The sequence below is a fragment of the Rhizobium redzepovicii genome, from assembly GCF_019793435.1.
GTDB classification, from domain to species: Bacteria; Pseudomonadota; Alphaproteobacteria; order Rhizobiales; family Rhizobiaceae; genus Rhizobium; species Rhizobium redzepovicii.
The window spans coordinates 83,100-105,634 of the sequence record NZ_JAILYH010000005.1; the positions used below are offsets into that span (position 1 = coordinate 83,100).

Below are 22,535 nucleotides of genomic sequence, written 5' to 3' on the forward strand. Positions count from 1 at the left end.
CCGAAACCAAGAAAGAGCCGACGCATGCATCTCACTGCCGAAAATCTGGCTGCAAGGCGCGGTGAGGACCTGATTTTCGTAAACATTTCCTTTCACTTGGCCGCCGGCGGGGCGCTCGTCCTGACGGGCAGAAATGGATCGGGAAAGTCCACTTTACTGCGCGTCGTCGCCGGCCTCCTGAGGCCGGACAAGGGCACTGTCATCTTCCGCGACGGAGAGGGCCGGGAAGACAGGCATCCGGGCGAGGCCAGCCACTACCTCGGCCATCGGAACGCAATGAAGAATGAACTTACGGTTGCGGAAAATCTCGACTTCTGGCGCAGCTTTCTCGGAAGTACCGGCTCCTCCGTCGAGGATGCGGCTAACGCCGTCGGCCTGTCGGGGATAACCCATCTTCCCTTCGGTTACCTCTCCGCCGGCCAGCAGCGCCGGATAGCTTTCGCCAAACTGCTCGTCGCCCACCGCCCCGTCTGGATCCTCGACGAACCCACGGCGGCACTCGATGCCAGCGCCGACCGGCTGTTGGCCGGGTTGATCGAAGCGCATCTGGCAGAAGGCGGCATCGTGCTGGCAGCGACACATCAGCCGCTGGGATTGAAGAATACGCAGGAATTGAAGATGACGGGTTTTTCACGTGTGGATGCGGGGGTATGGGGATGATGGTTTGCCGTGTCGCTACCCCCCTCTGCCCTGCCGGGCATCTCCCCCACAAGGGGGGAGATCGGCCAGGGGGGCCCTCTTGCCCCAATGAAACGCCGCAGATAGCCGCGGCCGCTCGGCGCACGATTAAGGTTTCGCGAAGCCGGTGCATCTTGCCAATCTCCCCCCTTGTGGGGGAGATGCCCGGCAGGGCAGAGGGGGGTGCCGCCCCATCAACCGCACAGAGCCGCCCCGCATGATCGCCCTCTTCCTCCGCGATCTCAAACTCTCGATCCGCGCCGGCGGCGGCGCGCTGGTCGGGGTGCTGTTCTTTCTGACGGTCGTCGCCGTCATCCCCTTCGGCGTCGGTCCCGATCTCAAGCTGCTGTCGCGCATCGGCCCCGCCATCGTCTGGATCGGCGCGCTGCTGGCCGCACTTCTCGGCCTCGACCGGCTGTTCCAGGCCGAGCGCGACGACGGCTCGCTCGACCTGATGCTGATGCAGGATACGCCGCTCGTTCTCACCGTACTCGTCAAATGCTTCGCCCACTGGACGGCGACCAGCCTGCCGCTGGTCATCGCCTCGCCGCTGCTCGGCCTGTTCATGAACATGGACGAGGCGGCGATCGGCGCGACGGCGCTGACGCTTCTTGTCGGCTCGCCCGCCATCACCTTCATCGGCGCCGTCGGCGCCGCCGTCGCCGTGGCGCTGCCGCGCGGCGGCCTGCTGGTCTCGATCCTTGTGTTGCCGCTGACCATCCCGGTGCTGATCTTCGGCGTCAGCGCCGCCTATGCCGCGGTCGAGGATCCCGCCCCGTTCCTGCCGCCTTTCCTCATCCTCATCGCGCTGACGCTGTTCTTTGCCGTCATCGGCCCGGCTGCCGCCGCGCTGGCGCTGCGAAACACGACGGATTGAGCAGCCATTCGATTGCGGGAAAAGCCGGATCAAGGTAAGGAAGCGGACATGAGCCAAACGAGCCTTGCCATCAGCAAATTCAGCGATCTCGCCAACCCGACGCGGTTTCTGGCGCTGGCGGCACGCGTCATTCCGTGGCTGGCCGGCATCACCGCCCTCTGTTTTCTGATCGGCCTCTACCTCAGCTTCTCCACAGAGGGCGATTACCAGCAGGGCGAGACCGTGCGCATCATGTATGTCCACGTACCCGCGGCCTGGCTGTCGATGATGTGCTACACGATCATGAGCGTCTCGGCGATCGGCACGCTGGTCTGGCGCCATCCGCTCGCCGACGTATCCGCCAGGGCCGCAGCCCCGCTCGGCGCCACCTTCACCCTGCTCGCCCTCGTCACCGGCTCGCTCTGGGGCAAGCCGATGTGGGGTACCTGGTGGGTCTGGGATGCGCGGCTGACCTCCGTTTTCGTTCTCTTCCTGATGTATCTCGGCCTGATTGCGCTCGGCCGCGCCATCGACGATCCGTCGAAGGCCGCGCGCGTTTCCGCCGTCCTCATCCTCGTCGGTTTCATCAACATCCCGATCATCAAATTCTCGGTCGAGTGGTGGAACACGCTGCATCAGTCGGCAAGCGTGATGCGCCTCGACGGCCCGGCGATCGATCCGGAATTCCTGCGGCCGCTCTTCGTCATGGCGATTGCCTTCACCCTGCTCTTCTTCACGCTGCATATCATGGCGATGCGCAACGAGATCTGGCGCCGCCGCATCGCCGCCCAGCGCCGTCTTGCCGCCCGCATGGCGAGCCGGGAGGAGTAGCTGGTGACGCATGCCTTCTACGTTTACGCCTCCTACGGCTTTGCAGCATTCATGACGGCCGCCGTCACGCTCTGGACCTGGGCCGACGGTCGGGCGCGCCGCCGGGAACTCGCAGCGCTTGAAGCCGCCGGCATCCGCCGCCGCTCGGCCCGCAAAAGGGACAGCGAATGAGCGAGACGCCCGAAACCGGAATCACCAAGCCGCACGGCCTTGGCCGTTATGCTCTGGCGCTTCTGCCGCTGATCGTTTTCGGCGGCATTGCGGCAACGGCCGCAAAGATGCTCTACGACCAGGATTTCCACGGCAAGAACATCGCCGAAATCCCCTCCGCCCTGATCGGCACCAAGGCACCGGCACTGGACCTGCCGCCGCTCGAGGGCGCCAATCTGCCGGCGCTGACCGATACGGCCATCAAGGGCAAGCTGACCCTCGTCAACGTCTTCGCCTCCTGGTGCGTCCCCTGCCGCGACGAACATCCCGTGTTGAAAGAACTGGCGAAAGACGGCCGGCTGAACATCGTCGCCATCAACTACAAGGACCAGAACGACAACGCCCTGCGTTTCCTCGGCGAACTCGGCAATCCCTATCAGGCGATCGGCATCGACCCGAACGGCAAGGCGGCGATCGACTGGGGCGTCTACGGCATCCCGGAAAGCTATCTGGTCGCCCCGGACGGCACGATCCTCTACAAACGCGTCGGCCCCTTCGACGATATCAGCCTGAAGGAAGGGCTGTTTCCGGCGATGGAAAAAGCGTTGGGGAAGCCAGGTTCGTAAGAGCTCTCCCAAGAAAACCCCTCCCCAACCCCTCCTCACAAGGGGGAGGGACTAACTTGGCGCACGTATGGTGCCAAAGTAACCTCTGCGGATGAAACGGTGAAGTGGAAAACGCCGGGCGCGGCACTCAGGCCCCTCCCCCTTATGAAGAGGGTTGCGGAGGGGTCATAATCAAACGCGGTTTATTACCCGCCCTGCCAGACCTTGATCGCCTCCACCGGCCAGATCAGCATCACCACGTTCAACGTCAGATTATCGCGGATTACATAGCCGGTGAAAACTTCGAAGAAGATCGCGATCGCCACCGTCAGCGCCACCGGCGCCCGCGATGCGAAGAAGAAGCCGATGCACATGAAGACGGTGTCCATTGCCGAATTCAGGATGCTGTCGCCGTAATAGTCGAGTGCGATCGTCGCCGTGCGATAGCGGTCGATGATCAGCGGCGAATTTTCGAGCAGTTCCCAGCCGGATTCGATGACGAGCGCCAGCAACAGCTTTGCCGCCGGCGGCTTGCGGCGCAGGACGAGATGGCCGAGCCCGTAGAACAGGAAGCCGTGGATGATATGCGACGGCGTGTACCAATCCGACAGATGCTGCGAATTGCCGCTGGTATTGACCCCGCCCTCCCACAGCTTGACATAACCGCAGGAGCAGATCGGCACGCGGCCCATCAGATATTCGGCGACGATCTGAGCAACCAGCACCGCAAGGCAGGCGACGAACCAGAAACTCTGGTGTCTCACACGATATTCGGCCTCTGTAGCGCTCATTTTTCGCCGTCCGTTTCCGGGTTGAGGCTATGCTTGAGCACCAGCGGCATCTGCGCCAGGGTGAAGATGATGGTGATCGGCATCGTGCCCCAGACCTTGAAGGCCACCCAGGTATCGTCCGAAAAATTGCGCCAGACGACTTCGTTCAGCACGGCAAGGAACAGGAAGAAGATGCCCCAGCGGATGGTGAGCTTGCGCCAGCCTTCGGCATCGAGCTGGAACGCGGCGTTGAAGACATAGCCGAGCAGCGATCGGCCGAAAGCAAGCCCGCCGAGCAGCGCCACCCCGAAGAGCGCGTTGACGATGGTCGGCTTCATCTTGATGAAGGTCTCGTTCTGCAGCCAGATCGACAACGAGCCGAAGATGACGACGACGATGCCGGAGACGAAGGGCATGATCGGCAGATGGCCGAGCACGATCTTCGAGACGACAAGTGAAAGGATCGTCGCCGCCATGAAAAGCCCGGTTGCGACGAACAGCGGTCCACCAAGCTCGGAAAGAGCAGGAAATTTCTCCACCAGCCACGGACCGCGCAAATTGGCAAAGAAGAAGATCAACAGCGGCCCGAGTTCGAGCGCCAGCTTCAGCAGCGGGTGATGCCGGTCGGCCGCGGTCGGGGTGATATCGCTTTCGGTGCTCATGCGTTCGTCAAACCTGCTATTCCTGACAATCTGGTTGCCGGCCGTGCCTTGCAGGCTCTCGGCGGCATATCTGTGGCATCATTGCGGAAGTCCGGCAATGGCATGGGCGAAATCCTCGGCCTCGAACGGTTCCAGATCGTCGACGCCCTCGCCGATACCGATGAAGTAGACCGGCAGCTTGTGCTTGGCCGAAATGGCGACGAGGATGCCGCCGCGCGCCGTGCCGTCGAGCTTGGTCATGATCAGCCCGTTGACGCCGGCGACGTTGCGGAAGATCTCGACCTGGCTGAGCGCGTTCTGCCCCGTCGTGGCATCGAGCGTCTGCAGCACGGTGTGCGGCGCATCGGGATCGAGTTTGCCGAGCACGCGCACGATCTTCTCGAGTTCGGCCATCAGCTCGGCCTTGTTCTGCAGGCGGCCGGCGGTATCGACGATCAGCACATCGCATTTTTTCGCCTTCGCCTGTTCGAAGGCATCATAGGCAAGGCCGGCGGCATCTGCGCCAAGCTTGGTGCCGATGAATTCGGAGTTCGTCCGCTCGGCCCAGATCTTCAACTGCTCGATCGCGGCCGCACGGAACGTATCGCCGGCCGCCAGCATCACCTTCAGCCCGGCGCCGGAAAGTTTTGCTGCAAGCTTGCCGATCGTCGTCGTTTTGCCGGTGCCGTTGACGCCGACGACGAGGATGACATGCGGCTTGTGCGAGAGGTCGAGCTGCAGCGGCTTGGCGACCGGCTTCAGGACCTTGGCGATTTCAGACGCCATGATCCGGCTGACATCCTCGCCGGTGACATCCTTGCCGTAGCGCTCGGACGCCAGCGTGTCGGTGACGCGCAGCGCCGTCTCGACGCCGAGATCGGCCTGGATCAGCAGGTCTTCGAGATCCTGCAGCGTCTCGTCATCGAGCTTGCGCTTCGTGAAGAGCGCGGTGATCTGGCCGGTCAGCTGCGAGGAGGTGCGCGCAAGACCGTTGCGCAGACGCTGGAACCAGCTGAGCTTCGGCTGCAACATAACCGGCTCCGGCTCGACGACCTTCGGGCCGGTGGCGAAGCCTTTGGGGAGGATGGGAGAGCCAATCTCCGGTTTTGCCGGGGGGCTGCCCCCCTCTACCCTGCCGGGCATCTCCTCCACAGGTGGGGAGATTGGCTGGGAGGGCGAATCCAGTCCTGCATCATCCTGAGTCGGAATGTCTTCCGGTTCAGTTGGAATCTCTTCCGGAAGCTTTTCGACGATCTCTTCGAGGTCGGCCGGCTGTTCTAGTGCTCCGGTCTCCACATGATCTCCCGCCTGGTGGGCGAGATGTCCCAGAGGGACAGAAAGGGGTATTTCCGCAAGGGTTTCGGCGACCGCCTGGATTTCAGTCTCCGCCTCCGCTGCTGCCTCGGCTTCCAGCAATGAAAGCGGCACGACACCCATGTCGCGCAATTGGTCGGCGGCGGGCAGGATTGCGGATTCGACATCATCTTCAGCAACCGACGTCTCGACCCCGCCCTCGTCAATATCTGAAGCGGGCCCGCCGGCGGTATCCATTTCCTCGGCCAGCACTGGATCGTCAGCAACCGGCAGATCTTCGACGCGCGAACGCGGCTCCAACTCCTTTTCCACGGCCGCAGGCACAGGTTCTTCAGCCGGCTTGCCGAAGGTGAAGACCTTTTTGATGAAACTGAGCGCCATGGGGATTCCGTGAAAGTCAGGCCGCGGCTGCGGCCGTCAATTGCATGTCGAGATGCTTGCCATTGTGGCCGGTGATCGTGACCGGCACAAGTTCGCCGGGACGAAGGCCGGGCGCGGCGACCAGCGTGAAATTCTCCGTATGCGCCAGGCCGTTGTTTTCAACAAGCAGCCATTGCCGGGTTCCGATCATCCCATCGAGATGGGATTGATGCAGCCTATGTCCAGTGGCGCGCAGCCTTGCGGCGCGATCCTTGACCAGCGACCGGTCGAGTTGCGGCATGCGCGCTGCCGGCGTGCCGGGACGCGGACTGTAGGGGAAGACATGCAGATGGGCGATACCAACCTCTTCGGCCAGCCGCACGGCATTGTCGAACATGTCTTCGGTTTCTGTGGGAAAGCCGGCGATCATATCGGCGCCGAAGCTCATCTCGGGGCGAAGGCGACGCGCATCCTCGATGAAACGCAGCGCATCGGCGCGCAAATGCCGGCGCTTCATGCGCTTCAGCATCATGTCGTCGCCGTGCTGCAGCGAGAGATGCAGATGCGGCATGAAGCGTGGCTCGTCGGCGATGAGATCCATCAGGTGGGCATCGGCTTCGATGCTGTCGATCGAGGAAAGCCGCAGGCGGCGTATATCGGGGATCTGCTTCAGAAGGGTCTTCGCCAAAAGCCCGAGCGTCGGGGCGCCCGGCAGATCGCCGCCGTAACTGGTGGCATCGACGCCGGTCAGTACGATTTCGCGGTAACCGCCGTCGACGAGATTGCGGGCCTGGTCGACGACAGCTCCCATCGGCACGGAGCGGGAATTGCCGCGGCCATAGGGAATGATGCAGAAGGTGCAGCGATGGTCGCAGCCGTTCTGCACCTGGATGAAGGCGCGCACATGGCCGTCGATATGCCTGACCATCTGCGGCGCCGTCGCCTTGACGCTCATGATGTCGTTGACGCGAAGTTTCTCTTCGGCCGAAACGCCGAAATCCGGCAGGCTGCGATAGGAGGCGCTCGTCAGCTTCTCCTCGTTGCCGAGCACGGCATCGACCTCCGCCATCGCGGCAAAGGTCTGCTTTTCCGTCTGCGCGGCGCAGCCGGTGACGATGATGCGGGCATGCGGATTGTCGCGCCGTGCCCGGCGGATCGCCTGGCGGGCCTGGCGCACGGCCTCGCCGGTCACGGCACAGGTATTGACCAGGACGGCGTTGTTGAGCCCGGCCTTCTCAGCCTGCGCCTTCATCACTTCGGATTCATAGGTGTTGAGGCGGCAGCCGAAGGTAATGACCTCGATGCCGCTCACTGCGCCTCCGCCTCTCGGGTACCATCGCGCGACCAGAGACCGGTCGAAGGATCGACCCTGCCCGACCATTCCCATTCGGCCGGGCCGGTCATGATGACGTGATCGTCGCGCTCGCGCCATTCGATACAAAGCGTGGCCGGCGGCTTGGCGCTTGCCACATTGATCGTCACCTTACGGCCGGTGCGGCCGGTGCGCGCAGCACTGACGGCAGCAGAACAGGCAGCCGAGCCGCAGGCAAGCGTCAGCCCCGCGCCGCGCTCCCAGGTGCGCGTCGTCATCGATGTCGGCGAGGTCACCTGCGCCAGCGTGATATTGGCCCGCTCGGGAAACATCGGATGGTTTTCGAGCAGCGGCCCGAAGCGGGCGAGATCGTAGGACATAACGTCCCGGTCCACCCAGAAGATCGCATGCGGATTGCCCATCGACATGACGGACGGCGAATGCAGCACCGGCTTGTCGATCGGGCCGATCTGCAGCTCGATGCGGCTGGTATCGTGGAATTCTTCCGCCAGCGGGATTCTGTCCCAATCGAAGACCGGCCGGCCCATATCGACCGAAATCGTCCCGTCCTCGTGCTCGACGGCGTTGAGGATGCCGGCGACCGTCTGGAAGGTGAAGACCTTCCTACCGGTCTCGGCGGCAAGTGCCTGCACGACGCAACGCGTGCCGTTGCCGCAAGCCTGCGCCTTCGAGCCGTCGGAATTCAGGATATCGATGAAGGCATCGGTGCCGTCGGCCTTCGGATCATGGATCGCCATGATCTGGTCGAACTCGGTCTCAGGATCGGCATTGAGTGCCACCGCCGCCGCAGGCGTCACCTTATCCGGCCGGCCGCGCATATCGACGACCAGGATCTTGTTGCCAAGCCCGTTCATCCTCGCGAATTCGACCGTTGCGCTCATGGTATCATTCCGTCCGTGTTTCCGCTGTATATGGCGGAAATGCGAAGGAATTACCAGTGGGCGAGTGCGGCGCAGCTATTGCCGCCGGTCGCTCTTTCGAGGCCGTCCGGTTTTACGGCTCAACACCGTCGGAAGCAAAAGACGCCGCATGCGCTTCGACGATGGCGGCGGTAATGACCTTTCTCAGCTCGTAGACCAGCGAGCGGGACCGTTTGCGATCCAGATCCTGTGCCGCTTTGGCAAGACTAAGGCCTTCGTTCAGAACAATATGATGGGCCCGTGCAAGTGCCCAGCTTTCAATATCAGGATTGATCATTCGTATCTCCGCCGGATCATCCGGCATCAAGGATATTCACGAATCATTTTTACAGGATGCACTTAAGTAGAAAGTAGAATCATAAGCAGAATATTTTGCAACTGGCCTCTATGGCGTTTGGACTGTCCGCGGGAAATTAAACCGGTCGTGCCCGGACCACGCACGCTCTGGGAACGCCCGTTATGCGGTCTTCGGTCCCATTCGCTTGACTTTCCCGCCGCTTTCCTGTTTATCGCGCCCAATCTGCGACGAGCCGCATGACTCCGAGCCGCCGACCGGGACCTGAGATCCCGGAGGTCAACACCCGACAGCGCGATGCGCCCTCGGGTGCTTTTTGGCTTTGCGTCTTGTTTTCGTCAAGGAAAAGCACGACGTTTCCGGGCAGATCGAACCCGCCCGAAACGTATCAAGGAAGAGCCGATGTTTGAAAACCTCCAGGACCGTCTTGGATCCATTCTGAATGGACTGACAGGCCGTGGCGCGCTTTCGGAAGCCGATGTTTCCGCAGCGCTGCGAGAGGTTCGCCGTGCGCTGCTCGAGGCCGACGTCGCGCTCGACGTCGTGCGTTCCTTCACCGACCGCGTGCGTGAAAAGGCCGTCGGCGCCGAGATTCTGAAGTCGATCAAACCCGGCCAGATGGTCGTCAAGATCGTGCATGACGAGCTGATCGAGATGCTGGGCGGCGAAGGGGTCGGCATCGACCTGCATGCGCCCGCCCCCGTCGTCGTCATGATGGTCGGCCTGCAGGGTTCCGGCAAGACGACGACGTCGGCGAAAATTGCCCATCGCCTGTCGACACGCGAGAAGAAGAAGGTGCTGATGGCGTCGCTCGACACGCGCCGTCCGGCAGCCCAGGAGCAGCTTCGCCAGCTTGGCGCGCAGGCCAATATCGACACGCTGCCCATCATATCAGGCCAGTCGCCGACGGATATCGCCGCCCGCGCCGTGCAGGCGGCAAGGCTCGGCGGCCACGACGTCGTCATCCTCGACACCGCCGGCCGCACCCATATCGACGAGCCCTTGATGGTCGAGATGGCCGACATCAAGAAGCGCTCGAACCCGCATGAAATCCTGCTGGTCGCCGACTCACTCACCGGTCAGGACGCCGTCAACCTCGCCCGCAGTTTCGACGAACGCGTCGGCATCACCGGTCTGGTGCTGACCCGCATGGACGGCGATGGCCGCGGCGGTGCCGCCCTTTCCATGCGCGCCGTCACCGGCAAGCCGATCAAGCTGATCGGCGTCGGCGAGAAGATGAGCGAGCTCGAGGAGTTCCATCCCCGCCGTATCGCCGACCGCATCCTCGGCATGGGCGACATCGTCTCGCTCGTGGAGCGCGCGGCGGAGAACATCGACGCCGAGAAGGCGGCCGCCATGGCCGCCAAGATGGCCAAGGGCAAGTTCGACCTCGACGATCTCGCCGACCAGCTGCGCCAGATGCAGAAGATGGGCGGCATGGGCGGCATCATGGGGATGATGCCCGGCATGGCCGGTATGAAGGACAAGATGGCCGCAGCCGGCCTCGACGACAGACTTTTCGGTCGCCAGATCGCCATCATCCAGTCGATGACCAAGGCCGAGCGCGCCAATCCCGATCTGCTCAAGCATTCGCGCAAGAAGCGCATCGCCGCCGGCTCCGGCACCGATGCCGCCGCCATCAACAAGCTTCTGAAGATGCACCGCCAGATGGCCGACATGATGAAGATGATGGGCGGCAAGGGCAAAGGCGGCATGATGAAGCAGATGATGGGCGGCCTTGCCGGCAAGATGGGGCTTGGCGGCGGCCTGGGCGGTATGGGCGGTGGCATGCCCGATCTCTCGAATATCGATCCTCGGCAGCTCGAGGCCCTGCAGAAGCAGGCCGAAGCAGCGGGACTTGGAAAGCCGGGTGGGGGTATGCCCGGTCTCGGCGGTCTGCCGGGTGGTTTGCCTGGCCTCGGCGGCGCCAAGCTGCCGGGCCTTGGCGGTGGTTTCCCGGGATTGCCCGGATTGCCGAAGAAGAAGTGAAAGGATCGCTTGCCCCATGATTGATCCAGACGTCAAAGCCCAGCTCGCGAGCTATCGTCAGTCGATCGACAATATCGATGCCGCTCTCGTGCATATGCTGGCCGAACGCTTCCGCTGCACCAAAGAGGTCGGCGTGCTGAAGGCCAAATACAATCTGCCGCCGGCCGATCCGGCGCGCGAGGAATACCAGATCGAACGCCTTCGCCAGCTGGCGAAAGCCGCCAATCTGGACCCGGATTTCGCCGAGAAGTTCCTGAACTTCGTCATCAAGGAAGTCATCCGGCATCATGAGCAGATCGCTGCGGATCACGCTGAACAAAGCGCCGCAGCCCGATAACCCGCCTGATCAGGCGATCAAGAAAAGCCTAAGGAGTAAAGAACATGGCACTGAAAATTCGTCTCGCCCGCGGTGGCTCCAAGAAGCGCCCGTATTACCACGTCGTTCTCGCCGACGCGCGCAGCCCGCGTGACGGCCGCTTCCTGGAAAACCTCGGTTCCTGGAACCCGATGCTCGCCAAGGACGACGAGAAGCGCGTTCAGCTGAACGCCGAGCGCATCAAGCACTGGATCGAAAACGGCGCCCAGCCGACCGACCGCGTTCTGCGCTTCCTCAATGAGGCCGGCGTTGCCAAGCGCGAAGCCAAGAACAACCCGGTCAAGGCAAAGCCGGGCAAGCGCGCCCAGGAACGCGCCGCCGAAAAGGCTCAGAAGGTGGCTGACGCCGCCGCTGCTGCTGCCGACGCCGCAGAATAATCGGGACAATCCCTTGTCTAACGGGCGGCATGGCGACATGCCGCCCGTTTTCGTTTCCAATTACCCGCACTTCGTTTATGAGAAACCTGTCTTTCGGCTTCACATGAAGGAACCCATGACAAAGCTTGAAAACCCCGTTCTGATGGCGACGATCGGCGGCGCGCAAGGCCTCCGGGGAGAGGTACGCGCCAAGGCCTACACGGCCGATCCGAGCGCCCTTGGCGACTACGGCCACCTGCACAGCATGGACGGCCGCAGCTTCGAAGTCCTCGAAATCCGCGAGACGAAGAATGTCGTCGTCGTCCGTTTCCGCGGCGTCAACGACCGTAATGCCGCCGAGGCGCTGAACGGCCTCGAGCTCTATATCGAGCGCGACAACCTGCCGGACGAGGAGCTTGAAGATGACGAGTTCTACTATGCTGATCTCGAAGGTCTCGAAGCACGCGACGACAAGGGTGCCAGCTATGGCACCGTCACCGGCGTCTTCGATTTCGGCGCCGGCGATTTGCTGGAGCTCAAAGGTCCGGGCAAGCGCCCGGTGCTGATCCCCTTCTCCGAAGCCTCGGTGCTGGAGATCGACCTCGAGGCCGGCACATTGCTGATCGACCCGCTGGCGGCAGGCTTGGTCGACGACCCCCAAGAGCTTTCGAAATTCACCGCGGACAAGCCGAAAAAGAAGAAGTGATGGCTTTCCGAGTGAGCGTGCTGACACTCTATCCGGAAATGTTTCCGGGGCATCTGGGCTTCTCGCTCGCCGGCAAGGCGATGGAGCGCGGGCAATGGTCGCTGGATGCGGTGCAGATCCGCGATTTCGCCACCGACAAGCACCGCACCGTCGACGACACCCCGGCCGGCGGCGGCGCCGGCATGGTGCTGAAACCCGACGTTCTCGCCCGCGCGATCGACAGCACCGCGGAAAACGACACCCGCCCGCGCCTGCTGATGAGCCCGCGCGGCCAGCCGCTGACACAGAAGCGCGTACGCGAGCTTGCGGCTGGCGACGGCGTCATCATCGTCTGCGGCCGCTTCGAGGGCGTCGATCAGCGAGTGATCGAGGCGCGCGGCCTGGAAGAGGTTTCGATCGGCGACTACGTGCTGTCGGGCGGCGAGCCGGCGGCGCTGATCGTGCTCGACGCGATCATCCGCATCCTGCCCGGTGTCATGGGCAACGATCTTTCCGGTCTGCACGAAAGCTTCGAAGGCGGCTTGCTGGAACATCCCCATTATACCAGGCCGCAGGCGTGGGAAGGCCGGGACATTCCCGCGATCCTGACGTCTGGCAATCACGGTGCCATCGAGAAATGGCGGCACCAGGAGGCGGTGCGGCTGACGCGGGAGCGGCGGCCAGATCTCTTGGAAAAGGCTGAACCTAAGAAAAACGGCTGATTCCAGCCTCCCCTTCACAAAAATGTCGTGCGAGGGATGACAAGCCCCGGCCTTTCGTGTATTGGCGCACGCGGAAATGGGGTTATCCCCGTCTGCCAGCAAACAAAGAATGGCGAACCCGCTCCCGCCCTGAAGGGCAAAGTCCTGAGGCCAGTTCCAAAGGATCAGTGTCGAGCGCTCTGGCTGTTTCAGAAGAACCAAAGGTTAAGACGATGAACATCATTCAGCAGCTTGAGGCCGAACAGGCCGCCAAGATCGAAGCCAAGCGCACGCTTCCCGAATTTTCCCCGGGCGACACTGTCCGCGTCAACGTGAAGGTCACGGAAGGCAACCGTACCCGCGTTCAGGCCTATGAAGGCGTCTGCATCGCCCGCTCCGGCGGCGGCCTGCAGGAAAACTTCACGGTCCGCAAGATCTCCTACGGCGAAGGCGTCGAGCGCGTATTCCCGGTCTACTCGCCGATGATCGAAAGCGTCGACGTCGTGCGCCGCGGTAAGGTCCGTCGCGCCAAGCTCTATTACCTCCGTGATCGTCGCGGCAAGTCTGCCCGTATCGTTGAAGACACCGGCGTCCGCGCCCGCAAGCTCAACGACGCCGAGCGCGCCGCCATTGCCGAGGAAAAGGCACGCATCGAAGCTGAAAAGGTTGCAGCCGCTCAGGCGCTCGCCGCCGAGAAGGCAGCAGCCGAAGCTGCCGAAGCCAAGGCAGCGGCCGAAAAGGCCGCCGCGGAAGCAGCAGCCGCAGCAGCGGAACCGGCTGCAGAATAAGATCTGCGTCACGCAAAATTCTTCGCTTGAAAAGGCGGCCTTCGGGTCGCCTTTTCTATTTTTTGCTTGGGCACGCAGCCGGTGGCCTTGCCTTCGGTACGTTTTCCGTGACAATTTTCGCCGTTCACTCCCGGAGAGCCGTTCAATGTTGTTCCGTCGTACTGTCCTTGCGAGCTTCGCTGCCCTTGCTCTCGCACCCCTGGCCGCATCGGCAGCCGAGCTGCCCGATCTCGGCGGCAAGAGCGTCGTCGTCGTCACCGAGAATGCCTATCCGCCGCTGCAGTTCGTCGACCCGAAATCCGGCAAGGCGATCGGCTGGGAATATGATGCGATGAACGAGATCGCCAAACGGCTGAACTTCAAGGTCGAATATCAAAACACCAGCTGGGATGCGATGATCCAGGCGGTTTCCGACGGCCAGTACAACATCGGCATGACCGGCATCACCATCAAGGAAGACCGCAAGCAGAAGGTGGATTTCTCCGACCCTTACATGCGCTCACAGCAGTTCATGCTGGTGCGCGGCGACGAGAAGCGTTTCACCGACGCCAAGTCCTTCGGCGCGTTCAAGGATGGTCTGGTCGGCGCCCAGCCCGGCACCACGCCCTTCTATACCGCTGTCTATGAAGTGCTCGACGGCAACGAGCAGAACCCGCGCATCAAGCTCTTCGAAACCTTCGGCGCCACCGTCCAGGCTTTGAAGGCAGGCGACGTCGACGTCGTCCTGACCGACGGCACCGCCGGCAAGGGTTATGTCGACGCCTCGAATGGCGCGCTGAAGCTGATCGGCGAGCCGCTCGGCACCGAGGATTTCGGCTTCATCTTCCCGAAGAGCTCCGATCTCGTCGCGCCCGTCAACGCTGCCATTTCAGCCCTCAAGGCCGACGGCACGCTGGATGCGCTGAACAAGAAGTGGTTCCTCGACTACAAGATGGGCGAATGACGCCGAGCCATTGCTGATGGCTTTACGACCCTCTCCCGACAGACACGTCAAGGACGACTATCCCTGGTGGCTGGTCGCGCTCGTCGCGATCGGCGTCATCCTTGCCGCCGTCATCGTCACCAACGATATCTACGCCCAGGTTTTCCGCACCGTCGTCAACGGTGTCGGCATCACCGTCTTCGTCACGCTGGTCGCCTTCGTGCTCGCCACCGTGCTCGGCCTCGGCATCTGCCTGCTCGGCATGGCCGACAGCCAGATCGCGCGGCAGATCGCGCGTTTCTACATCGAGATTATCCGCGGCATCCCGATCCTCGTGCTCCTGTTCTACGTCGCCTTCGTCGGCGCCCCGGCCCTGGTTGCCGGTTATAATTTTCTGATTTCGCCGCTGGTAAACGCAGGCATGGCCGAACCCATCCTGGTGCGCGATCTCTCGCTGATGTGGCGGGCGATCATCGCGCTGACGATCGGTTACTCCTCCTTCATCGCCGAAATCTTCCGGGCCGGCTTCCAGTCGGTCGATCTCGGCCAGATCGAGGCTGCCAAGGCGCTCGGCCTTTCCCGCTACCGGCGCTTCCGCTCCGTCGTCTTCCCGCAGGCGATCCGGGTGATCTTCCCGCCGCTTTCCAACGATTTCGTTTCGATGGTAAAGGATTCATCGCTCGTCTCCGTGCTCGGCGTCGCCGACATCACCCAGATGGGCAAGGTCTATGCCGCCGGCTCCTTTCGCTTCTTCGAGACCTACTCGATCGTCACCTACATCTACCTGATCCTGACGATCGGCCTGTCGCTGGCGCTGCGGCGGACGGAGAAATGGATGAAATCACGCTAAAGCCGTCACAATGAGGAGGCCCCAGACGGGCTGTTGATGATTCAAATTGAAGCCGCCGCGAAAAATCGTTATATGCAGGCGATGGAATCCAAGTTCAGATGCACAGGCGCGCATATTTTCGTGCTGCAGGACCATTATCGCCTGCCGGCGCGGTTCTTTGCATGCGTATCCGGTGCGCTCAACAGCCGACTTCGTTGATCGAATGACGGCCGGCGGAGCTTGATCCGCTTTTTACTCGATTTCCCAAAAGCATCCAAAAACGGACTTAACGCCATGAGCGCACCGCGTACCCTCTACGACAAGATCTGGGACGATCATCTGGTCGACGAACAGGCAGACGGCACCTGTCTTCTCTACATCGACCGGCACCTGGTCCATGAAGTCACCTCGCCGCAGGCGTTCGAAGGCCTGCGGATGACCGGCCGCAAAGTTCGCGCCCCGGAAAAGACGCTCGCCGTCGTTGACCATAACGTTCCGACCTCGCCTGATCGCCATCTCGGCATCAAGAACGAGGAAAGCCGCATTCAGGTGGAAGCGCTGGCGACCAACGCCGCCGAATTCGGCGTCGAATATTATTCCGCAAGCGACAAGCGCCAGGGCATCGTTCACATCGTCGGTCCTGAACAGGGCTTCACCCTTCCTGGCATGACCATCGTCTGCGGCGACAGCCACACCTCGACGCACGGCGCCTTCGGCGCGCTGGCGCACGGCATCGGCACCTCTGAGGTCGAGCATGTGCTGGCGACCCAGACGCTGATCCAGAAGAAGGCGAAGAACATGCTGGTGCGGGTCGACGGCCTGCTGCCGCCACACGTCACCGCCAAGGACATCATCCTCGCCATCATCGGCGAAATCGGCACTGCCGGCGGCACTGGCCATGTCATCGAATTTGCCGGCGAAGCGATCCGCTCGCTATCGATGGAAGGCCGCATGACCATCTGCAACATGACCATCGAAGGCGGCGCCCGCGCCGGCCTGATCGCCCCTGACGAAAAGACCTTCGAATACATAAAGGGCAAGCCGCGCGCGCCGAAGGGCGAGGCGCTGGAGCAGGCGATCGCCTACTGGAAGACGCTGCAGACCGACGAGGGCGCGCATTACGACCGCGTCGTCGTGCTCGATGCCGCCAGCCTGCCGCCGATCGTCTCCTGGGGCTCCTCGCCCGAGGACGTCATCTCCGTCCAGGGCATCGTCCCCAACCCCGACGATATCCAGGACGAGACCAAGCGCACCTCCAAGTGGCGCGCCCTCGACTATATGGGCCTGAAGCCCGGCACCAAGATGACCGACATTACGCTCGACCGCGTCTTCATCGGCTCCTGCACCAACGGCCGCATCGAGGACCTGCGCGAAGTCGCCAAGGTGGTCGAAGGCAAGACGGTTGCTTCAACCGTCGATGCGATGATCGTCCCGGGCTCCGGCCTCGTCAAGGAACAGGCGGAAGCCGAAGGCCTCGACAAGATCTTCAAGGCCGCCGGTTTCGACTGGCGCGAGCCGGGCTGCTCCATGTGCCTTGCCATGAACGACGACCGCCTGAAGCCGGGCGAGCGCTGCGCGTCCACCTCGAACCGCAACTTCGAGGGCCGTCAGGGCTTCAAGGGCCGCACGCACCTCGTCTCGCCGGCAATGGCCGCGGCCGCAGCGATCGCCGGTCATTTCGTCGACATCCGCGAGTGGAACTGATCCGTCGTCCCACGGAAGAGAATGAAAACCGCCCGATGTGCTCTCAGCGCATCGGGCGGTTTTGCTTTTCATGGCGGCTGTGCTTCCCTATCCCGCTGTAATTCGGGTAAGCCCGATTGCGCATCGGCCGCCTTCCCAATTTCATCCGTTCGGGCAATCGACATCCAGGAGCGCCTGTGGCCTCATCGATATGGGGCGCGATACGCGACAGATACCGTTCCGGCTTCGGCAAACACGCGCCATCGAGGGAATGGCCATGAGGCAGAAAATAGTACGGAGTTTACTGCAAGCCAGCCTGATCGTCTTTGCATCTCTGACTTCGGTCGACGCCGCCGGCGCCGGGATGATCCATCCGGCGATGCCGGTCATGACCGCGTCCGGCCTGCTGCAGCAGGTCGCGCAAAACAAGATCCCATCGCTCAACGGCTATCGCGGCTATGGCAGCGCCCGGCCCGGCTATAGCAAGAGCTCGAACGGCTATTGGTATCCCGCGCGGGCTTTCAACGCTTCGGACGAATATACCGGCTCGATCGGACGGCCGCAGCGCATGCGCAATAGCTGCGACTTCGGCTTTGCTCCGACGAACGGATCGTCGAACTGCAACTATTGATCGAGCCTGCATTCACCGTCATGCGGCGGTCGCCCCGGGTAATTTACCCGGAAGACCCACGCTGCGATTGCTTTAAAGCATGTCGCGCAAAAGTGTGCCGCGGTTTTGCGGCAACGACATGCGTGAAAACAAAGAGCTAAAGCGCGTCGCATGAATCAAGTTTGACGCGACGCGCTTTAGCCTGATCGCAACGGCGATCAGAAAGTTGCCGTCATCGGATCCGGTCCCATGCGGGCGCCGGCGCTGTCGAGCCTGGCGATCGCCGCCATATCGTCGGCATCGAGCTTGAAGTCGAACACCTGGAAATTTTCCTCGATGCGCGACGGCGTCACCGACTTCGGAATGACGACGAGGCCGGTATCGATATGCCAGCGAATGATGACCTGGGCCGGCGTCTTCCGATATTTCCCAGCGATCTCACCGATAACAGGGTTCGAGATGAACTTGCCCTGGCCGAGCGGGCTCCAGGATTCGGTGGCGATACCAAGTTTCCTGTGCGCCTCCTGCGCCGCTTTCTGCTGAAAGTCGGGATGCAGCTCGATCTGGTTGATGACGGGAACGACACCGGTCTCGCCGATGATGCGCTCCAGATGTTCGGGGCAGAAATTCGACACGCCGATCGAGCGGGCGCGGCCCTCTTCGCGGATGCGCACGAAAGCCTTCCAGGTCTCGGTATAGAGGCCGCGATGCGGCGACGGCCAGTGAACGAGATAGAGGTCGACATAATCGGAACCGAGCTTCTTCAGGCTGCCGTCGAAGGCGCTGAGCGTATTGTCGTATCCCTGATCGGTGTTTCTGAGCTTGGTGGTGACGAAGATGTCCTTGCGGTCCAGACCGGAGGAGCGGATGCCTTCGCCGACACCCTCTTCATTGTCGTAGCCGGACGCCGTATCGATATGGCGATAGCCGGCGGCAATCGCCGCGCGCACCGTCGGAGCGGCAATCTCCTGCGGCGTCTGCCAGACGCCGAGCCCGACCTGGGGAATGGAATGTCCGTCATGGAAAGTGATGATGGGTTGAGCGGTCACACTATATCTCCGGGAGTTTGAAAGAATGGGACGAGGCATGAATTGCGCCCGCACTTTGGGGCGTCCCGGAGCGCATTTCAGCCTGAGCGCTCGGTCACCGGAAACATATAGGCGGCCGGATCCGGAAGACAATCAGAGGACCCGAACAATCGTGCCCTTCCGAAGATGCGGCAGAAGCCGGCGCATGTCGGCCAGGCTCACCGCCACGCAACCGGCCGTCGGCTCGTAGCCCGGTCGAATGAGATGGAAGAAGATCGCCGAGCCGCGATTGCGCGCCCGCGAGGAGATGTTCCAATCCATGACCAGGCAGACATCGTAGAGCCCGTCGCTACGCCGCATCTCCTCATGGCTTGCGCCGAACGGCGCCCGGACGAGGCGGTTGTAGCTGGCGTTGCCGGGCTGATCGCACCAGAGCATGTCAGCGCGGATCCGGCGGATGGGAAGCGGAGTGGCAAGCCGGCCGTTCCGCTCACCGCGCCGGAAGCCTGATATCAGCCGCATCGAGGCGATCGGTGTGGCGCCGTCGCCCTCGCGCTTGATCACGGTGCGGCCGGAGCGGCCGATCGCGGCGGGGACGGTGATCGCACCGAGCCGGATGATCGCCCGGCTTTTGCGCCCCGGCGCCGGCCGCACCACGATCGTCGACGGCTTCACCCATGGCTCCCGCCTTGTTTTTTCCATTTTTCTCGCATGTCTTGCATTGTCTGGGGCTCCGATTGAAATCATATCAAAACCTGCGCTGCAACGGCCCGCCGCGCGATCCTTGCCAAATGAGGAATTTGGCGTAGGACTAGGGGACTTAACATGAGGAAAGCAAGGGCATGACCGCACGCACCATTCTTCTGGTGGATGACGACGATGACCTTCGTCAGACGCTGACGGAGCAATTGTCGCTGTATGAGGAATTTTCGGTTCTGCAGGAAGCCAACGCCGGCAAGGGTGTCGCAACCGCCCGCTCGACACCGGTCGATCTGTTGATCATGGATGTCGGCCTGCCCGATATGGACGGCCGCGAGGCGGTGAAGCTGCTGCGCAAGGGCGGCTTCAAGGCGCCGATCATCATGCTGACCGGCCACGATACAGATTCGGATACGATCCTCGGCCTCGAAGCCGGCGCCAACGATTATGTCACCAAGCCTTTCCGCTTCGCCGTGCTGCTCGCGCGCATCCGGGTGCAGCTGCGCCAGCACGAGCAGAGCGAGGACGCCACCTTCACCGTCGGCCCTTACCTCTTCAAGCCGAGCCAGAAGCTGCTGACCACCGACAACGGCCAGAAGATCCGCCTGACGGAAAAGGAAGCGGCGATCATCCGCTACCTTTACCGCGCCGAACAGAAGGTCGTCACTCGCGACGTGCTCCTCGAAGAGGTCTGGGGCTATAACTCAGGCGTGACGACGCATACGCTGGAAACCCATGTCTACCGTCTGCGCCAGAAGATCGAACGCGATCCCTCCAATGCCGAAATCCTGGTTACGGAAAACGGCGGCTATAAGATCATACCCTAGAGCATTTCCGTTTTCTCAGAATACGAAAATGCTCTATCTCTCTGTTTTCACGCAATTCCGGATGCAAGACCGCGACGCAGTTTTGCCGGGATTGCTCTAAGGCGAAAAGCCCGCATGGCGCTGACCGACGACATCCGCATGCTCGCGCAGCTTCCTCTGTTCAAGGACATGAACGAGGATCAGCTCCGGCTGATTGCCTTCGGCGCCGACCGGCGCATGATCGCCGCCGGCCAGATGCTGTTTCGCCAGGGCTCGCCCGCCGAGAGCGCCTATGTCGTCCTCAGCGGCAGCCTGGAGCTGAGCGCGACGAGCAGTGACGGCATACAGAGGACGGAGGGGGTCGTCGGCCCGGGAACGCTGGTTTCCGAGCTGGCGCTGGTCACGCTGGTGGAGCGCAAATTCACCGCGGTCGCGCGCGAGGACACCAGCATCATTCGCATCACCCGCGCCCTTTTCCACCGGCTGATCGAAGAATATCCGGACGCAGCCCGGCTGATCGAGAACCGCATCCGCGACAATCTCGCCGAACTTGCGGCAAAGGCCGCAAGCCAGTTCTACCGCTTCAGCTGACCGCCGTTGGAGCGGTTCTGCGCATCCGCAAAATACTAGAAATCGAAATGCGCCGTGACCGGCACATGGTCCGAGGGCCGGTCCCAGCCGCGCGCCTCTTTCAGGATCTCGATGCGCTTGAGATGCGGTCCGAGATCCGATGACGACCAGATATGGTCGAGACGGCGGCCGCGGTCGGCCGCCTCCCAGTCCTTGGCGCGGTAGCTCCACCAGGTATAGAGCTTCTCGCTTTCCGGCACATGATGGCGCATGAGGTCGAGCCAGTTGCCGCGCTTCATCACCTCGAGCAGCCCGTCGGTTTCGACGGGCGTATGGCTGACGATCTTCAGCAGCTGCTTGTGCGACCAGACATCGTGCTCCAGCGGCGCGATGTTGAGGTCGCCGACCAGAATGGCCGAGGTGTTGGCTTCGCCGTTGGCTTTCAGGAGCTTCATCTCTTCGATGAAATCGAGCTTGTGACCGAATTTCGGATTGATCGTGCGATCCGGCTCGTCGCCGCCAGCCGGGACGTAGAAATTGTGCAGCCGGATACGGCGGTTGCCGTGCTCGAAGATCGCCGAGATGTGGCGGGCATCGCCGACTCCGCAATAATCCTGCCGGTGATCCTCCGTCAGCGGAATGCGCGAGGCGATCGCCACGCCGTGATAGCCTTTCTGGCCGTGGATGATGATGTGGTCGTAGCCCATCGCCCGCAGCGGTGCCGCCGGAAAGAGCTCGTTCGTCACCTTGGTTTCCTGCAGGCAGAGAATATCCGGCCGATGTTTGAGAACCAGTTGCTCGACGATCGGCATGCGCAGCCGCACCGAGTTGATGTTCCAGGTGGTGATCGAAAAGCCCATGCCCACGCCCTTTCTCGCACGCCGGGCGTTGAGACGGCGTGCTTTCATGAAAGGGCTTTAGAACAAAGGCGCACAGGAGGGAACCGGCCGCGTGCAAAAGGCTCGGGCGATCAACCGAAAACCCTCAGTCTCGTGAGGCTGCCGTGCCCGGAATGCTCTCGTAAGGCACGCGGAACACGCGATCGTCGAACTGCATGCCTGTTTTGACATTGAAGATCATCACCGACGTGTCCTTGCCCTGGTTGTCCGTGATCGTCCACTGGCGCAGGTCGTAGGTCTTCGGGTCGAACATCATGGTGATCGTCGAATTGCCGAACACGGTATTGTTGCCGAGCGCGATCGTCGTCAGATCAGACTCTTCCTTCACGCGCTTCACCATGCCGGCCGACAGGTCGATATGCTGCGCCAGCAGCAGGCTGAGCGGCGTCTTGGAGAGCGGATAGAGATCCCAGGTTTTCAGCTTGGTATTGCCGATGGCGACGTTCTTGCCGTCGGCGATCACCCGCATCGGCGACGGGTCGTCATAATTGAAGCGCAGTTTGCCGGGGCGCTGAATGAAGAACTTGCCGCCGGTCTGCTCACCGCGCGGGCCGAACTGCACGAATTCGCCCTGCATCGTGGTGACGCCGGAGAAATGGTCGGCGATCGCCTGTGCCGTGCCGGAGGCGGGAGCCGCCGCCTGCGCATGCGCGCCGAAGGGAATGGCGCTTGCCATCGCAGCGACGGCAAAGGCGCCGAGAAGATCGCGGCGCGTTACCGTCAGGCCGGAGAGGAAGGTGTCGGAGTTACTCATCTAAATCTCCTTTATGCGATCTGCATGCTGCCGAAAGGCGGCGTCTTCAAGGCATTGCGATCGAGCCCGAGTGAGGTAACGGCTTGG

At 62.2% G+C, this 22,535-nt stretch carries 28 protein-coding genes; 18 read left to right on the forward strand and 10 right to left on the reverse strand.

What is annotated here, in order from left to right; genetic code table 11:
• The first annotated feature begins 24 nt into the window (after positions 1-24).
• The 5 genes from ccmA to K6N12_RS09440 all read left to right on the forward strand — a co-directional run bounded on the left by ccmA (position 25) and on the right by K6N12_RS09440 (position 3,141).
• Positions 25-660 (forward strand): heme ABC exporter ATP-binding protein CcmA, encoded by a 636-nt coding sequence (ccmA, locus tag K6N12_RS09420; RefSeq protein ID WP_097624953.1) that lies wholly within the window; start codon positions 25-27, stop codon positions 658-660.
• A gap of 235 nt (positions 661-895) precedes the next feature.
• Positions 896-1,555 carry a heme exporter protein CcmB gene (gene ccmB, locus K6N12_RS09425; RefSeq protein ID WP_097624954.1) on the forward strand — a complete coding sequence of 220 codons (660 nt, stop codon included), beginning with the start codon at positions 896-898 and terminating at the stop codon, positions 1,553-1,555.
• Positions 1,556-1,603: 48 nt separating this feature from the next.
• Entirely contained in the window at positions 1,604-2,365 is a 762-nt protein-coding gene (locus tag K6N12_RS09430) for a heme ABC transporter permease (RefSeq protein ID WP_097624955.1), read from the forward strand.
• Positions 2,366-2,368: 3 nt separating this feature from the next.
• Positions 2,369-2,536 (forward strand): heme exporter protein CcmD, encoded by a 168-nt coding sequence (ccmD, locus tag K6N12_RS09435; protein ID WP_097624956.1) that lies wholly within the window; start codon positions 2,369-2,371, stop codon positions 2,534-2,536.
• A complete protein-coding gene (locus K6N12_RS09440; RefSeq protein WP_097624957.1) occupies positions 2,533-3,141 on the forward strand; it encodes a DsbE family thiol:disulfide interchange protein in 609 nt (202 codons plus the stop codon). Before ccmD ends, K6N12_RS09440 begins: the two co-directional genes overlap by 4 nt.
• Positions 3,142-3,326: 185 nt before the next feature.
• Here the strand turns inward: K6N12_RS09440 and K6N12_RS09445 are convergent, their stop codons facing one another.
• The 6 genes from K6N12_RS09445 to K6N12_RS09470 all read right to left on the reverse strand — a co-directional run bounded on the left by K6N12_RS09445 (position 3,327) and on the right by K6N12_RS09470 (position 8,735).
• Positions 3,327-3,911 carry a DUF2585 domain-containing protein gene (locus K6N12_RS09445; RefSeq protein WP_131710924.1) on the reverse strand — a complete coding sequence of 195 codons (585 nt, stop codon included), beginning with the start codon at positions 3,909-3,911 and terminating at the stop codon, positions 3,327-3,329.
• Positions 3,908-4,552, reverse strand: coding sequence for a septation protein A (locus tag K6N12_RS09450; protein WP_097624959.1), 645 nt, complete (start codon positions 4,550-4,552; stop codon positions 3,908-3,910). The genes K6N12_RS09445 and K6N12_RS09450 overlap by 4 nt, the downstream gene beginning before the upstream one ends.
• Positions 4,553-4,630: 78 nt before the next feature.
• Entirely contained in the window at positions 4,631-6,226 is a 1,596-nt protein-coding gene (gene ftsY / locus K6N12_RS09455) for a signal recognition particle-docking protein FtsY (RefSeq protein WP_097624960.1), read from the reverse strand.
• 16 nt (positions 6,227-6,242) lie between these two features.
• Positions 6,243-7,517 (reverse strand): tRNA (N(6)-L-threonylcarbamoyladenosine(37)-C(2))-methylthiotransferase MtaB, encoded by a 1,275-nt coding sequence (gene mtaB / locus K6N12_RS09460; protein ID WP_097624961.1) that lies wholly within the window; start codon positions 7,515-7,517, stop codon positions 6,243-6,245.
• Positions 7,514-8,419: a diaminopimelate epimerase gene (gene dapF / locus K6N12_RS09465; RefSeq protein WP_097624962.1), complete on the reverse strand. Its 906-nt coding sequence runs from the start codon at positions 8,417-8,419 to the stop codon at positions 7,514-7,516. The genes mtaB and dapF overlap by 4 nt, the downstream gene beginning before the upstream one ends.
• A gap of 112 nt (positions 8,420-8,531) precedes the next feature.
• On the reverse strand, positions 8,532-8,735 hold the full coding sequence (locus K6N12_RS09470) for a hypothetical protein (protein ID WP_097624963.1): 204 nt from the start codon (positions 8,733-8,735) through the stop codon (positions 8,532-8,534).
• A gap of 420 nt (positions 8,736-9,155) precedes the next feature.
• On the opposite strand from K6N12_RS09470, the gene ffh reads away from it, so the two are divergent.
• From ffh to K6N12_RS09525, 11 genes are all read left to right on the forward strand, one after another.
• A complete protein-coding gene (ffh, locus tag K6N12_RS09475) occupies positions 9,156-10,742 on the forward strand; it encodes a signal recognition particle protein (RefSeq protein WP_097624964.1) in 1,587 nt (528 codons plus the stop codon).
• Positions 10,743-10,758: 16 nt separating this feature from the next.
• Positions 10,759-11,079: a chorismate mutase gene (locus tag K6N12_RS09480; protein ID WP_011427149.1), complete on the forward strand. Its 321-nt coding sequence runs from the start codon at positions 10,759-10,761 to the stop codon at positions 11,077-11,079.
• A gap of 44 nt (positions 11,080-11,123) precedes the next feature.
• On the forward strand, positions 11,124-11,495 hold the full coding sequence (gene rpsP, locus K6N12_RS09485) for a 30S ribosomal protein S16 (protein WP_097624965.1): 372 nt from the start codon (positions 11,124-11,126) through the stop codon (positions 11,493-11,495).
• Between the two features lie 115 nt (positions 11,496-11,610).
• Positions 11,611-12,180, forward strand: coding sequence for a ribosome maturation factor RimM (rimM, locus tag K6N12_RS09490; RefSeq protein ID WP_097625143.1), 570 nt, complete (start codon positions 11,611-11,613; stop codon positions 12,178-12,180).
• Positions 12,180-12,881 carry a tRNA (guanosine(37)-N1)-methyltransferase TrmD gene (gene trmD / locus K6N12_RS09495; protein WP_097624966.1) on the forward strand — a complete coding sequence of 234 codons (702 nt, stop codon included), beginning with the start codon at positions 12,180-12,182 and terminating at the stop codon, positions 12,879-12,881. The genes rimM and trmD overlap by 1 nt, the downstream gene beginning before the upstream one ends.
• A gap of 212 nt (positions 12,882-13,093) precedes the next feature.
• On the forward strand, positions 13,094-13,648 hold the full coding sequence (gene rplS, locus K6N12_RS09500) for a 50S ribosomal protein L19 (protein ID WP_028758031.1): 555 nt from the start codon (positions 13,094-13,096) through the stop codon (positions 13,646-13,648).
• 145 nt (positions 13,649-13,793) lie between these two features.
• Positions 13,794-14,591: a transporter substrate-binding domain-containing protein gene (locus tag K6N12_RS09505; RefSeq protein WP_097624967.1), complete on the forward strand. Its 798-nt coding sequence runs from the start codon at positions 13,794-13,796 to the stop codon at positions 14,589-14,591.
• Positions 14,592-14,607: 16 nt separating this feature from the next.
• Positions 14,608-15,420: an amino acid ABC transporter permease gene (locus K6N12_RS09510; RefSeq protein WP_097624968.1), complete on the forward strand. Its 813-nt coding sequence runs from the start codon at positions 14,608-14,610 to the stop codon at positions 15,418-15,420.
• Positions 15,421-15,456: 36 nt separating this feature from the next.
• Positions 15,457-15,618: a hypothetical protein gene (locus K6N12_RS09515; RefSeq protein WP_003589725.1), complete on the forward strand. Its 162-nt coding sequence runs from the start codon at positions 15,457-15,459 to the stop codon at positions 15,616-15,618.
• Positions 15,619-15,693: 75 nt separating this feature from the next.
• On the forward strand, positions 15,694-17,103 hold the full coding sequence (gene leuC, locus K6N12_RS09520) for a 3-isopropylmalate dehydratase large subunit (protein WP_097624969.1): 1,410 nt from the start codon (positions 15,694-15,696) through the stop codon (positions 17,101-17,103).
• 256 nt (positions 17,104-17,359) lie between these two features.
• Positions 17,360-17,713, forward strand: a complete 354-nt coding sequence (locus tag K6N12_RS09525; protein WP_097625144.1) for a cell surface protein — start codon at positions 17,360-17,362, stop codon at positions 17,711-17,713.
• Positions 17,714-17,910: 197 nt separating this feature from the next.
• On the opposite strand, the gene K6N12_RS09530 is transcribed toward K6N12_RS09525, so the two are convergent.
• A complete protein-coding gene (locus K6N12_RS09530; RefSeq protein WP_097624970.1) occupies positions 17,911-18,741 on the reverse strand; it encodes an aldo/keto reductase in 831 nt (276 codons plus the stop codon).
• 132 nt (positions 18,742-18,873) lie between these two features.
• Positions 18,874-19,395 carry a L,D-transpeptidase family protein gene (locus K6N12_RS09535; RefSeq protein ID WP_097624971.1) on the reverse strand — a complete coding sequence of 174 codons (522 nt, stop codon included), beginning with the start codon at positions 19,393-19,395 and terminating at the stop codon, positions 18,874-18,876.
• Positions 19,396-19,562: 167 nt separating this feature from the next.
• On the opposite strand from K6N12_RS09535, the gene K6N12_RS09540 reads away from it, so the two are divergent.
• Both K6N12_RS09540 and K6N12_RS09545 read left to right on the forward strand, forming a co-directional pair.
• A complete protein-coding gene (locus K6N12_RS09540; RefSeq protein WP_003582964.1) occupies positions 19,563-20,246 on the forward strand; it encodes a response regulator transcription factor in 684 nt (227 codons plus the stop codon).
• A gap of 114 nt (positions 20,247-20,360) precedes the next feature.
• The gene (locus tag K6N12_RS09545) at positions 20,361-20,816 is read left to right on the forward strand and encodes a cyclic nucleotide-binding domain-containing protein (protein WP_097624972.1); all 456 of its coding nucleotides are present in this window, start codon (positions 20,361-20,363) and stop codon (positions 20,814-20,816) included.
• Positions 20,817-20,851: 35 nt separating this feature from the next.
• On the opposite strand, the gene K6N12_RS09550 is transcribed toward K6N12_RS09545, so the two are convergent.
• Complete coding sequence (locus K6N12_RS09550; protein ID WP_131710940.1) at positions 20,852-21,655, reverse strand: exodeoxyribonuclease III; 804 nt, start codon at positions 21,653-21,655, stop codon at positions 20,852-20,854.
• A gap of 124 nt (positions 21,656-21,779) precedes the next feature.
• The gene (locus K6N12_RS09555; protein WP_003589714.1) at positions 21,780-22,448 is read right to left on the reverse strand and encodes an outer membrane lipoprotein carrier protein LolA; all 669 of its coding nucleotides are present in this window, start codon (positions 22,446-22,448) and stop codon (positions 21,780-21,782) included.
• Positions 22,449-22,535 lie beyond the last annotated feature (87 nt).